At 58.7% G+C, this 12,686-nt stretch carries 13 protein-coding genes; 12 read left to right on the top strand and 1 reads right to left on the bottom strand.

All coding sequences use genetic code 11. The annotated features are described in order from the left end of the window. The first annotated feature begins 3 nt into the window (after window positions 1-3). From Q0X23_RS15275 to Q0X23_RS15250, 6 genes are all read left to right on the top strand, one after another. Window positions 4-987 (top strand): ABC transporter substrate-binding protein, encoded by a 984-nt coding sequence (locus tag Q0X23_RS15275; protein WP_297861063.1) that lies wholly within the window; start codon window positions 4-6, stop codon window positions 985-987. 6 nt (window positions 988-993) lie between these two features. Then, window positions 994-1,920 carry an ABC transporter permease gene (locus tag Q0X23_RS15270; protein ID WP_297861062.1) on the top strand — a complete coding sequence of 309 codons (927 nt, stop codon included), beginning with the start codon at window positions 994-996 and terminating at the stop codon, window positions 1,918-1,920. After that, window positions 1,920-2,891, top strand: a complete 972-nt coding sequence (locus tag Q0X23_RS15265; RefSeq protein ID WP_297861061.1) for an ABC transporter permease — start codon at window positions 1,920-1,922, stop codon at window positions 2,889-2,891. The genes Q0X23_RS15270 and Q0X23_RS15265 overlap by 1 nt, the downstream gene beginning before the upstream one ends. A gap of 294 nt (window positions 2,892-3,185) precedes the next feature. Then, the gene (locus Q0X23_RS15260) at window positions 3,186-4,271 is read left to right on the top strand and encodes an ABC transporter substrate-binding protein (RefSeq protein WP_297861060.1); all 1,086 of its coding nucleotides are present in this window, start codon (window positions 3,186-3,188) and stop codon (window positions 4,269-4,271) included. Window positions 4,272-4,482: 211 nt separating this feature from the next. Beyond that, window positions 4,483-5,721, top strand: a complete 1,239-nt coding sequence (locus Q0X23_RS15255) for a Zn-dependent hydrolase (protein WP_297861059.1) — start codon at window positions 4,483-4,485, stop codon at window positions 5,719-5,721. Next, window positions 5,718-6,425: a PucR family transcriptional regulator gene (locus Q0X23_RS15250; protein WP_297861058.1), complete on the top strand. Its 708-nt coding sequence runs from the start codon at window positions 5,718-5,720 to the stop codon at window positions 6,423-6,425. Before Q0X23_RS15255 ends, Q0X23_RS15250 begins: the two co-directional genes overlap by 4 nt. A gap of 7 nt (window positions 6,426-6,432) precedes the next feature. On the opposite strand, the gene Q0X23_RS15245 is transcribed toward Q0X23_RS15250, so the two are convergent. Then, window positions 6,433-6,804: a hypothetical protein gene (locus tag Q0X23_RS15245; protein ID WP_297861057.1), complete on the bottom strand. Its 372-nt coding sequence runs from the start codon at window positions 6,802-6,804 to the stop codon at window positions 6,433-6,435. A gap of 370 nt (window positions 6,805-7,174) precedes the next feature. On the opposite strand from Q0X23_RS15245, the gene Q0X23_RS15240 reads away from it, so the two are divergent. The 6 genes from Q0X23_RS15240 (at window position 7,175) to nuoD (ending at window position 12,651) form a co-directional block, all read left to right on the top strand. Then, window positions 7,175-7,504: a zf-TFIIB domain-containing protein gene (locus tag Q0X23_RS15240; protein WP_297861056.1), complete on the top strand. Its 330-nt coding sequence runs from the start codon at window positions 7,175-7,177 to the stop codon at window positions 7,502-7,504. A gap of 263 nt (window positions 7,505-7,767) precedes the next feature. Beyond that, the gene (locus tag Q0X23_RS15235) at window positions 7,768-8,907 is read left to right on the top strand and encodes a phenylacetate--CoA ligase family protein (RefSeq protein ID WP_297861055.1); all 1,140 of its coding nucleotides are present in this window, start codon (window positions 7,768-7,770) and stop codon (window positions 8,905-8,907) included. A gap of 883 nt (window positions 8,908-9,790) precedes the next feature. After that, entirely contained in the window at window positions 9,791-10,150 is a 360-nt protein-coding gene (locus Q0X23_RS15230) for an NADH-quinone oxidoreductase subunit A (RefSeq protein WP_119339549.1), read from the top strand. 73 nt (window positions 10,151-10,223) lie between these two features. Then, the gene (locus Q0X23_RS15225) at window positions 10,224-10,763 is read left to right on the top strand and encodes an NADH-quinone oxidoreductase subunit B family protein (RefSeq protein WP_119339548.1); all 540 of its coding nucleotides are present in this window, start codon (window positions 10,224-10,226) and stop codon (window positions 10,761-10,763) included. A gap of 17 nt (window positions 10,764-10,780) precedes the next feature. After that, entirely contained in the window at window positions 10,781-11,404 is a 624-nt protein-coding gene (locus Q0X23_RS15220; protein ID WP_297861054.1) for an NADH-quinone oxidoreductase subunit C, read from the top strand. Beyond that, the gene (gene nuoD / locus Q0X23_RS15215) at window positions 11,404-12,651 is read left to right on the top strand and encodes an NADH dehydrogenase (quinone) subunit D (RefSeq protein ID WP_374707465.1); all 1,248 of its coding nucleotides are present in this window, start codon (window positions 11,404-11,406) and stop codon (window positions 12,649-12,651) included. Before Q0X23_RS15220 ends, nuoD begins: the two co-directional genes overlap by 1 nt. The last annotated feature ends 35 nt before the right edge of the window (window positions 12,652-12,686 follow it).

Raw genomic sequence — 12,686 nt, 5'->3', positions numbered from 1 at the left:
GGTATGAAGAGGAAAGCGGCATTGGCAGTTTTGGCATCAGGGCTGCTGGCGTGGGGGCTTTTGGGCACAGCCCAGGGCAACCTGACCAAGGCCACCATCATCGAGTCGTGGTTCATCCACGCCGAGTCCATCGGCGACCCCGTGGCCGTGGACAAGGGCTTCTACAAGGAGGCAGGCCTGGACGTGACGGTGGTGCCGGGCGGCCCCGGGCTCTCGCCCATCGACCGGGTGATGGCCGAGGCCAAGGCGGGCAAGCTGGTGCTGGGCATCGACTATCCCTACAACTTGCTCGAGGCCCGCCAGAAGCAGAAGCTGCCGTTGGTGATCGTGGCCGCCGACTTCCAGGAATCGGCCATGCGCATCCTATCCTGGCAGCCCATCGCCAAGCCCGCCGACATCAAGGGCACCTTCGCGACCTGGATCGGCTACGACAAGCCCATCAAGGCCGTGGTGGGCAAGGGCTGGGAGAAGCAGTTGCAGGTCGTCAATCAGCAGGGCGACCCCGCCACGCTGGGCGGCTGGCTGGCCAAACAGTACCCCTTCGCCTCGGCCATGATCTACAACGAGGTCATGGTGGCCGAGAAGCAGGCCAAGGAAAAGTACTACCTCTACAGCTACAAGGACTTCGGCGTGGACTGGCCGGAGAATGTGCTCTTCACCACCGAGGACGTGCTGAAGAAGTACCCTGGCGAGGTCAGGAAGTTCGTACAGGCTCGCTACAAGGGCTTCCGCTACGCGCTGGACAACCCGCAGGAGGCCGGGAAGATCCTGGCGAAGTACAACCCCAACCTCGACATCCCCTTCGAGCTCGCGGGCCTCGAGCAGATCAGGAAGATCATGGTCACACCCGACACCCAGAAGAACGGGCTCGGCTACGTCAATACCGCCAAGTTGCAGAAGATGGCCCAGCAGCTCCAGGCTGCCGGCCTGCTCGAGAGCGCCTCGCTCACTGGTTTCGTCAACGCCATCCCTAGCGGGGTGAAATAAGGCCCTATGCTCGCCCGCCTACGCTCGCCCAACCTTGTCCCCATGCTCGCAGTGGCCCTGTTTATCGCGGCGCTGTACTACCCGCTGATGCTCATAGCCAACATTCCGGCGGCCCAGCGGGCGCTGGATACGGGGGCGGCGCTCCCCTGTAAGACGGCTTTTGAGTGCGCTACCCAGCTCAGAAGCCCGGTGCTACCCTCGCCGCAGCAGCTCTGGAATGGTTTTCGCAACCTGATGTTTCCCCTCAACTCCCCCAATGCCATTCCCCTCAATGCTGCCGTGACGGCCCTCGAGACCATTGTGGGTCTGCTGCTGGCGGCCGTGGTGGGCTTCTTTTTCGCCATCGGGATTGTGGCCTCGAGGGCTTTTGAGCGTTCGCTGCTGCCCTGGATTGTGGCCTCCCAGACTGTTCCGGTGATTGCCATTGCCCCCATGCTGGTGGTGCTTCTGGGACAGTATGGCGTGCAGGGCTGGATTCCAAAAGCCATCATCGCTGCTTACATAGCTTTTTTCCCCATCGCCATCGGGGTGGCCAAGGGCCTCAAGAGCCCCGATCCCCTCAGCCTCGACCTGATGAAAACCTACAACGCCAACAACTGGCAGACCTATCTGATGCTGCGCTTCCCGGCTTCAATCCCCTATCTCTTCACGGCTTTCAAGGTAGCCATGACGGCAGCTTTGATCGGGGCCATTGTGGCGGAGATCTCCACCATTAGCTTCCAGGGTATCGGCAAGATGCTGGCCGAAAACTCCCGCGCTTCGGATGTGGTGGCGATGTGGGTGATCATGTTGTCCTCTGCGGTGCTGGGCATTTTGCTGGTGGCCCTGGTGAACTGGACGGAACGACTGGTAACCCCCTGGCAACGAGCTAAAGTAGCGGCTATGCCTGTGCTCAAGCAAGCAAGGGTATCCAAGCAAGAAGGAGTTAGTTAATGGTGGTGCAGCCGAGTAAACCTGTTTTGTCCAGGGTGCCACTTGACTGGATACTGCTGGCGTTTGGATTTGGCCTGCTTCTTTGGTTTATTGCGATCTGGTGGAACCAGAGCGAGCCGGCTTCGGATGCTCAAAAACTCCTGATTTGGGGCGGATTCTTGCTTGCGGCGCTGGGCATCGCCAGGGTTGCCAACCAGTTTGTGAACGCCACCAACCCGGTCATAGGTTTTACCCCGGCCGCCCTGACCTTGCTTGTGGTGGTGGTAACGGCGGAAGCCTTGCTGCGGGCCTACCAGGTTCCACCCGGGCTTATCCCGACCCCCAGCCGGGTGCTCTTTACTTTTTTTGCAGTGCGGGATGTGCTCCTGCAAGATGCCTTCCAGACGGTGGTGTTAGAGGCGCTCGTCGGGTACCTGATTGGTTGTGGCCTGGGTGTGATTACGGCTTTACTGGTGAGCCGATATGTGTTTCTGGAACGTGGCCTGCTACCCTACGCCACAGTTTTTAGCAGTATTCCCATTGTGGCGCTGGCCCCGGTACTGGTCAAAATGGTGGGCATCGACTGGCAATCCAAAGCGGTGATTGTGGCCATTACGGTGTTTTTTCCGGTGGTGGTAAATACCTTCCGCGGCCTTACCGAGGTCAGCCCCCTGTCGCTAGATTTGATGCGTTCGTATGCGGCCAGTGAAGTGCAGCAGTATCGCTGGCTACGGCTGCCCAATGCGCTACCCTTTATCTTCAATGCCCTCAAGCTGGGGACGACCCTGGCCATGATTGGGGCCATTGTGGGTGAGTTTTTTGGGGCCAATGGACAGGGCCTGGGTTTTCGGATCCAGATCGAGGCGGGCCGGTTTGGTTTTGATATCGTTTGGTCGGCAATCATCGTAGCTTCGCTGATCGGCATCGCCTGGTACAACCTGGTGGCTTGGCTCGAGCGGAGGTTAACCGGGTGGCACGTGTCGTTTCGCTAACGAGGACTGTGCCAGGCTCGCACCTTCGGTCTCGAGCGGAGGTTAACCGGGTGGCACGTGTCGTTTCGCTAACGAGGACTGTGCCAGGCTCGCACCTTCGGTCTCGAGCGGAGGTTAACCGGGTGGCACGTGTCGTTCTAGAGCTGATCGCCAAAAGCCTAAAACCACTGGCAAAAAGCTTGCCGCTATTGGCTATCAGCAATCAGGGGAGGTGAGCAGAAAAAGCTTGACAAGAGGGTCGTGGGTTGCAGTAGGCTACCGTTTGAAGTTGCTCTGGCACAAAAGGAGGCAAGGATGAAGAAATGGTCGGTCTTGTGGGTACTGGCAGTCTTCGTGTTGGCATCGCTGGCGAGCGCACAACAGAATCTGATCAAGGTTAATTTGCAGCTCAAGTGGTTTCCTCAGGCCCAGTTTGCCGGTTTCTTTGTAGCCAAGGAACGGGGCTTTTTCCGGGCCCAGGGATTGGACGTGACCCTGTTGCCTGCAGGGGACCAATCCCCCATCCAGGTGGTGCAATCCGGGGCTGCCGACTTTGGCACAACCTGGATTGCCGACCTGCTGACTGCCCGTGAGCGGGGCATCCCGGTGGTGCACCTGGCCCAGATTTTCCAGCGTTCCGGCTTTACCCTGGTAGCGCTCAAATCCAGCAACATCAAGAACCTCTGCACCGACATGAAGGGCAAGAGCGTGGGGGTCTGGCCCTCCGGCAACGAGTATCCGGCGGTGGCGCTTTTCCGTAAATGCGGACTGACCAGTTCCCTCGACCCCCGTGCTACCAATCCCGATGTGACGGCGGTGAGCTATCCCTTTGACCCCTCGCTGGTATTCCCGGACAAGGTGCAACTGGTTGCTGCCATGACCTACAACGAGGTCAACCAGATTGCTGGTCTGGGCTACGACGAAACCAAGGTGGATGTGTTCAAGCTGGCCGATGAGGGGATTAACCTGCTGGAAGACCTGATTTTTACCACCGAACGGGTACTCAACGAGCGTAACTTCAAGGGCTCGGGGCTTACGGGTCGCCAGGTGGCCGCTCGCCTGATCCGCGCTTCTATCCAGGGCTGGAACTGGGCGGTGGCCAACCAGGCCGAGACAGTGGAGAAGTACGTGCTGCCGGTGTGCGGCAACACCTGCAAGGGCTCGGGTACCCGGGCCGATGCCAAAGGCCACCAGACCTGGCAGATGGCCGAAATCGCCAAGCTCTACAATGCAGGCGCCACCACCAAGGGCTGGGCTGGTTTCCTGGTGCCCGCAGACTACCAGGCCTCGGTGCGTTTGCTCCGCGAGCAGGGCATTCTGACCAAAGACCCGCCCGCCGCTACGGTCGACTACGGTCCCTGGGAAGCCGCCACGGGTAAACGGGCTCGAGACTGGAAATAATCTGTACTGTAGTGTGCAGACCGTTGTGCTCAGGGGGCGGCCCAGGGGTCGCCCCCTTCTTCGGCCAGGGCTTCCGATGTGTGCGCCATATCCCCTGGCTTCTGTCCTGAACACGAATATAAGCAAACCTTTCTGCCAGACCTTTTGGGAGCTTGCAAAGCGCCCTGGGCAATAGGCCTATTCTCCCAAAATTTTGCCAATGGAGGTTACCATGCTAAACCCCAAGCGAACCGTAGCCGAACTCAAGGAACTGCGCGACCTCACCGCCGACGAAAACGGCGCCTGGCGGGTGGCCTGGACCGACACCTGGCTGGAGGCGCGCAAATGGTTCAACAACAAGCTGGCCGATCTGCCTGTCGAACAGCACTACGACGCAGCAGGCAACAACTGGATTACACTCCAGGGCCAGAGCGAAAAGGCACTTTTGATTGGGGGCCACCTGGACTCGGTGCCGGGTGGGGGCTGGCTGGATGGGTGTTTGAACGTGCTGGCGGGCCTCGAGGTCCTGCGCCGGATTGCCAGAGAGTATGGCGGCAAACCCCCGGTCACGGTGCGGTTGGTGGACTGGGCCGACGAAGAGGGGGCCCGCTTTGGGCGCAGCCTGCTGGGTTCCTCGGCCTTCGCGGGAAACCACACCATCGAGGCCGACCGGGGCCGCACCGACAAAGATGGCATCCGACTGGAAGATGCCCTTAGGCGCTGCGGGGTCGAGATTGACCGTTTTCCCGAGGCCCAGCAAGAGCAAAAGAACGCAGCGGCCTACTTAGAGCTCCACATCGAGCAAGGCCCTGTGCTCCTGGATAAGGGCTTGCCGCTGGGTGTGGTGCTGGGCACCAAGGGGGTGGAGCGGCACGCCATTACCTTTTACGGCCAGGAGGCCCATTCCGGCTCTACCCCGATGAACCGTCGCAAGGATGCCCTGGCGGCAGCCGCCAAGCTGGCCCTGGAAATCCGCCCCATCGCCATGAAGCACCCCGACGCGGTTTGCACCATGGGCAGCGTCAAGACCTATCCGGGTATCGTGACGGCGGTGGTTGGGCGCTGTGAGTGCACCCTCGACCAGCGCGACCTCGACGCGGGCGTGCTGGCCCAGATGTACCGCGAGGCCCGCGAGGCCAGCGAGCGCTTTGCCCAAGAAGAAAACTGCACCGTGGAGTGGAGCCACATCTGGAGTATAGAGCCCATCCCCTTCCACCCGCAGCTCATCGAGTTTTGCGATGAGGCCATCCGCGAGGTGGCCGGCGTCTCACACCGTATGCCCTCAGGGCCGCTCCACGACGCTGCCGAGGTAGCCCGCGCAGGCATTCCCACGGTGATGATGTTCGTGCAGAGTCTTCATGGCATCAGTCACAACAAAATCGAGGACACCCGGGAGGAGCATATCGAGCAGTCTGTGCAGGCCCTCGACCATCTGGCCGACAAGACCATGCGCTGGATACTGGAGCAGTGAGCCTGCCCACACTTCGTCAGATCCTGGAGCTGCCCGCCTTTGCCGGGGCTGAGCTCCTTTCGGGGCAGGAAAGGCTTGACGGCTACATCACCTGGGTACATGTGGCCGAGGTACTCGATGTAGCCCGGTTGCTTTCGGGGGGTGAGCTTTTACTTTCGACAGGCCTCGAGCTGGCCCGCACCACGCCCGAGGCCCGTGTAGCTTACGTGCGCACCCTGGCCGAGTCAGGGGTGGGGGGGCTCTGCCTCGAGCTGGTGCAGTGGCTACAGGAGTTGCCCCCCGAGATGCTCCAGACCGCCCGCATGCTGCAATTCCCCATCCTGGTTTTTCGCCACGAGGTGCGCTTTGCCGACCTGACCCGCGCTGCTCACGAGCGAATTCTGCATCCCGGAGCCTTCGAGGAAGAGCCGCTGTTCAAATCTTTGCTGGAAGCTTTGATTGAAACCGGACGGGATAAACGTTTTATGGAACGACACCTCGGGGCCCTTCTGCGCCTGCCCAGCCGCCCTAAGAGCACCCTTTTGGCAACCCTCGAGGCCCTGCTGGCCTCACAGTTCAACATCGCTGAGACGGCCCGCAAGCTTGGGGTGCGGCGGCAGAGCATCTACTACCGGCTTGAACAACTCCGGGGCATGCTGGGCGATATCGAAAGCCCCGAACGGCGCTTGGGCTTGTGGATTGCGCTGGAGCTGCTTAAGCGCTGAAGGGCGGTTAGCCCAGCCCTATGGTCTGCATGAGCAACCCAGCCAGCACCAGGGTCAGGAAATAGAACATCGACGAGCCACTGAAAACCTCCACCGCGCTCCAGTGGTTACGGCCCAGCACCTTTTCGCCAATATAGAGTGTGGGATAGGCATAAAGCAACACAAAAGAAGCCAGCTTGCTGCCGCCAGACTGCTGAAACTTGAGGTTGACGACTTCGTTAAGGAAAAAGCGGTCGTGGTCGCTCAACTCGTTGTAATCGCGGCCGTTTAGCTCGGTCTCGAGCAAGCGGCGGTGCATCTGGTTCATGCTGCGGTGAGCAAGGAAGGCAGCCACACTCAGCGCAAAAGTGAGTAACAAGGGGACAATCAAGGTGCTCATTACCTGGAGCATAAAGCGATTTTTGAACGGGCCTAGTGATATTCAACCCGCCTCTACAGACTTAAGTAACGCCAAACGACCCAATACCAGATTCGGTTAGTTCGGCGCCGGATGGCGGCGAACTAACCCGACCGAAGGGAGTGCTCTAGGATTCAAAAAGATAGCCTCTGGGGGTCTTTGGTTTCGATGATTATCTTTTTGAATCCGGTATAATAGGCGATTTGGAGCAAGCCTGTGGCCAGTAAATATGAGGTTTGTGAGTTGGAAACGGTGTTTTTATCTCCAATGTAGGGCAAAACCCGCATATTGAATAGGGTTTTGGTCCTGTTCACAAGCTTGACTTTCTGGCACGCTAAGTTTGGAGGAAGTTATGCCCCTTCTGATCTGTCCTAACTGCGAAACCGGAATGAACGAAATCCAGCGTAACGGCGTTCACATTGATGTTTGCCCCAGCTGCCGTGGGGTCTGGTTGGACGGGGGCGAGATGGAAAAACTGCTGGGCCAGGTACGCCAGTACGAACAGGAGTACGAGGCCGAGTTGGAAAGCTACCGCCGGCAGCTGTCTGCCCCACCGCAAACCCGTGGATACACCCCTCAACCTCATCAGCGCAACCCCTACGATACCGACGACGATGAGTACCATAAGCGCCACGGAAAGAAGAAAAGCAAGTTGGGTAGACTCTTCGACCTGTTCGATTAAACCCCAAAACAGACTCGGTGTACGTTGGCACAGTGCTCCCCAAAGGTCTGGCAACCAAGAATTCAGTGTGCATTTCAGTGCCTCGCAATGGGCTGCACATCGCAATTTTGCGTAATCAACGTGCTTCAAAACGCACCACAAAATAAGCTACTGACGCACCAACCCATGCTTTTGATCGCGTTTAACACGCACAGCGGACTAGCCTCTGGTTGGGTAGCAGCCCGTATAATCTGCACGGAAGAGTTGAAACAAGGAGCGATAGTATGGATCGAGTCCAACGCCTTCGTGAAGTGATTGCGGCTGCCAAAAAACACCCAGTTTATGCACAAAAGCTGGACGAAGTGGATGCTTCGAGCCTGACCCCCGAAGCCATATCCCGACTGCCCCTTACCACCCGTCAAGAATGGTTGGCGTATATCCAGGCCCACCCAAAGCCTCCTCAGGGTGCGGCCCTAATGCACCTGACCCCCAGTCCAGCCATTGGCTGGATGCCTGAGTACCTGTCCGCCGAAGATGTGGAATACCAGGCAGAGGCCCTGGCGGCCCAGATGCGTCGCCTGGGCGTGACTGGCAAAAAGGTTCTGGTGGCCTTCGGTTATCACATTTTTGCGGGCGGCTGGCTATTCCACGAGGCCCTGCAACGGGCCGGCGCAATGGTGCTGCCCCATGGCCCTGGTGAGGCCGAGCGCATTGTCCAACTTCAGCAGCAGTATGGTTTCGAGATCCTGGTCTGCAACCCCAGCTTTGCCATGAAGATTGCCCAGGCTGGGGGCCGCTTCGAGCTGCTGATGGCGGGAGGTGAGCCGTTCACCTCGGTTCCGGGTTACCGCGAAAGGCTCGAGCAGGCCATAGGGGGAATTGCTGTGGATGCCTACGGCACCTCCGAGCTGGGGGTGGTAGCGGGGGAGGGCCTGGAAAAGGACGGTCTGTGGGAAATTCCCGAAATGGCTATTATTGAGGTGCTGGACCCCGAAACGCTCGAACCTACCCCCGAGGGCGAAAAAGGCGAGATGGTGGTTACCTCGCTCTCGCGTACCCTAATGCCCATGGTTCGCTTCCGTACCGGCGACCTGGCTGTGGTATCTCGAAAAGGTGGCCGGCTGTGCTTGCCCCGGGGGGTGATTGGTCGCACCGACCTGATGGTCAAGGTGAAGGGGGTCAAGCTCTACCCCACCGAGATGGCCCCCCTACTCATGGCCTTTGGCATTGACCCTCGGGGCGGGGCCCAGTTGGTGGTCGAAACTAAGGAGGGCGGAACCGATAAAATAACTCTGCGCATCAAGGCCGAGGCTGTTCCACCGCAGCTTGCCCCGGCACTCCAGCAGGCTACGGGCATTCGACTCGACGATATCCAGGCAGACCCTGCCCTCGAGGGGCCGCCTCTGGTGGATAAGCGTTATTGAACCATTTTCAACTTTTGGTCGGCAAAGCCGGAAGGTCTTCGGTTCACCTGGCAAATTTTTGAAACTTTTTGCTGTTAAGCACCGGAGCTGATGCGTAAAATAAAACCACGCCTTCCTCCCAGCGGGGGAGGCTAGGTGTGGGCATAATACCGGATTCAAAAAGATAATCATCCAAACCAAAGACCCCCAGAGGCTATCTTTTTGAATCCTAGAGCACACCCCTTCCGAACGGTCGGCGAAGAAAGCGTCTGCCTTCCAAGGGGCTTACGCCCTCCGCTACGCGGATAACTTCCAAGGGGCTTACGCCCTCCGCTACGCGGATAACTTCCAAGGGGCTTACGCCCTCCGCTACGCGGATAACTTCGGCCTTGTTAGTTCGCCGCCATCCGGCGCCGAACTAACCGAATCTGGTATAACACCTAGCGTTTGAAGCGCTCTGACTGAGGTTTGCGAGGGTTCAAGCGCCAACCTTGATCCAGGACCAAGGATTTTTGTACCAGATTCTTAGTGAACCGTGACAAAGCAACCCGACCGAAGAGGGGGGTGTTCCAGGATTCAAAAGACAAACTCTGGGGTTTTTGGTTTTGTAAAGTGTCATTCCGGTATTAGCCCAGGATGGCTCGAGTTCAATGAAAAGCGCTTCAGCGGGTCTAGACTGATTTATGGCTATTAGAGCCATCTTGCTCGAACTTTCTCTACTGTACATTCTCGGTAGGATCATCTACAGTGTTGGTAGGCATTCCAAAATAGGATTAATCTGTAGCGATATTTGCGTCGTGAAGGTAGAAGTGTAAGATGTTGGCGATAGGAAGTGCGGTAGGCTGCAAAGGTCTGGATAATCTCGTGAAGACCGGCACAAGCCAAACTGCTCAAGAGGAGGCGCATGTCACCCATAAGTGAATATCAGGCTTTACTGGTGTACCTGGCTGTTGCGGTTGGCATTGCCATTCTGGCAACTGTGGTAGGAGCCATTCTGGGCCCCAAAAAAGGAGGGCGTTTCAAGCTAATGCCCTATGAGTCGGGCAACGACCCGGCTGGGGAGGTCAAGCGCTTCCCGGTGCACTTTTACGCGGTGGCCATGCTGTTCATCATCTTTGACGTGGAGGTAGCCTTTTTGTGGCCCTATGCGGTGAGCGCAGGCACCGTAGGGGTGGTGGGCTTCTGGGGCCTGCTGGTTTTTACGGTGCTGTTGTTCGTGGGCTTTCTTTACGAGTGGTACAAGGGTGTGATGAAGTGGCACTAGCTACGCTTTCGCAAGTCTCAGGTCAAAAAAACTCGAGACCTACGACCTGTGACCTGCAACGGAGGTCTTGAGAATGGCAACCCTAACGGATCTGTTTACCAAGGATGTGCAGGAGCTCGAGAACGAGGGCATCCTGTTTACCACCCTCGAGAAGCTTATCGCCTGGGGGCGCTCGAACAGCCTTTGGCCCGCAACCTTCGGGCTGGCTTGCTGCGCCATCGAAATGATGGCCTCGACCGATGCCCGCAACGACCTCTCGCGCTTTGGCTCGGAGGTGTTCAGGGCCTCACCTCGCCAGGCCGATGTGATGATAGTGGCCGGGCGGCTCTCCAAGAAGATGGCCCCGGTGATGCGCCGGGTCTACGACCAGATGCCCGACCCCAAGTGGGTGATTTCGATGGGGGCCTGTGCCTCTTCGGGAGGCATGTTCAACAACTACGCCATTGTGCAAAACGTGGACAGCGTGGTGCCGGTGGATGTCTATGTGCCGGGTTGTCCGCCCCGGCCCGAGGCCCTGATCTACGCGGTGATGCAGCTGCAGAAAAAAATTCAGGGAAAGGCCCGCGACGACGAAGGCCGCAAACTGCCCAAGATAGAGGCCTGGAAGCGCTAGACCCCACAGAGGTGGATATGCACAAGCTGACACAGCTACTAGACCAGGCTCGAGCCAACGGCTGGGATATCGAGGAAGCCCATGGCAACACCTGGGTGGTGGTGCCCCGGGGTGAGTTCAAAGCGCTGCTGGCGGCTCTTAAGAGCCAGGGCTGGAACTACCTGGCCAATGTGGTGGGTATTGATTACCTGACATACCCGAGCCCCAAGCCCGAGCGTTTTTGCGTGGTGTATGAACTGGTGTCGTTGCCCGGCTATCAGGGGGGCGACGGCAGCCGGGTGTTTATTCGGGTGTATGTGCCCGAGGCCAACCCCAGCTTGCCCAGCCTGACCGACCTGTGGATGGGCGCCGACTACCTCGAGCGCGAAGTGTACGATTTGCTCGGTATTCGCTTCGAGGGCCACCCGGATTTGCGCAAGATTCTGACCCCCGAAGACTTAGAAGGCCACCCCCTGCGCAAGGACTTCCCCCTGGGCGAGACCCCAACCTTGTTCAAGGAGGGACGTTTCATCGACCCCGACGCCTTTAGGGCCGGCCTGTCGGGCGATAAGGGGGGTATGACTGGCTGGCGCGGAGGCACCCGCAAGGGCGTCCAGGAGGTTGCGGCCGAGGTTCAAAAAGTGGTTAAAGGAGGCAACTGATGGTGCGCGACCCGCAAAAGCTGCACAGCCCCTCGGTGGAAGCCTACGATATTGCCGACGCACCCGAACTCAAGTCCGAGGTCATGACCCTGAACGTGGGGCCCCAGCACCCCTCTACCCACGGAGTGCTCAGGGTGGTGGTGGACCTTTCGGGGGAGCAGATTCTACGCCTGACCCCGCACATCGGCTATCTCCATACCGGCTTCGAAAAGAACATGGAGAACCGCACCTACACCCAGTGCATCACCTACACCCCCCGCATGGACTACCTGCACAGCTTTAGCCACGACCTGGCCTATGCCCTGAGCGTGGAAAAGCTGGTAGGAGCGGAGGTGCCTCCTCGAGCCCAGGCCATTCGCATTCTCCTCAACGAACTCTCTCGTATTGCCTCGCACCTGGTTTTCCTGGGTACCGGCCTGCTGGACTTTGGCGCACTGACGCCCTTTTTCTATGCTTTTCGTGAGCGGGAGGCGGTGCTCGACCTTTTCGAGTGGGTTTCGGGTCAGCGTTTCCACCACAACTACATCCGCATAGGGGGCCTCAAGGAAGACCTGCCGCCGGAGTTTTTGGGGGAGGTCAAGAAGTTTATTGCCCAGATGCCAGCCCGTATCGACGAGTATGAAGCGCTGTTCAGGGAAAGCCCCATCTTCTACGAGCGGGCCCGGGGGGTCTCGGTCATTCCGACCGAGGCGGCCATCAACCTTTCCCTCACCGGGGGAAGCCTAAGGGCTTCTGGGGTGAACTACGATGTGCGCAAAGCCTATCCCTACGCGGGCTACGAAACCTACAACTTTGACGTACCGGTACTGACCGGCGGCGATATCTTCGACCGCATGGTGATTCGCATCCTCGAGATGCGCGAGTCAGTCAAGATCATCCGGCAGGCTGTGGAGCGGCTCGAGGCCATGGGCCCCGGCCCCATCCGTGACCCCAACCCGCAAATTTCCTTGCCGCCCCGCCATCTGCTGGAAACCTCGATGGAGGCTGTCATCTATCACTTCAAGCTGGTGACCGAGGGCTTCCATCCGGCTTTGGGCGAGGTCTATGTGCCGACCGAGAGTGCGCGGGGCGAGCTGGGCTATTACATCGTCTCAGACGGAGGTTCGATGCCTTACCGGGTCAAGGTGCGTTCGCCCAGCTTTGTCAACCTGCAAAGTCTGCCCTACGCCTGCAAGGGCGTGCAGATGGCCGATATGGTGGCGGTGATCGCTTCTTTAGATCCGGTGATGGGTGACGTAGATCGATGATTATGGGAGGTCTGGTGACGAGGGTCTTGCCGCCC

It is taken from the genome of Meiothermus sp. (assembly GCF_026004115.1).
Classification (GTDB): Bacteria; Deinococcota; Deinococci; order Deinococcales; family Thermaceae; genus Meiothermus.
Note: the sequence above shows the minus strand (reverse complement) of the source record. Positions and strands in the feature narration are given on the sequence as shown.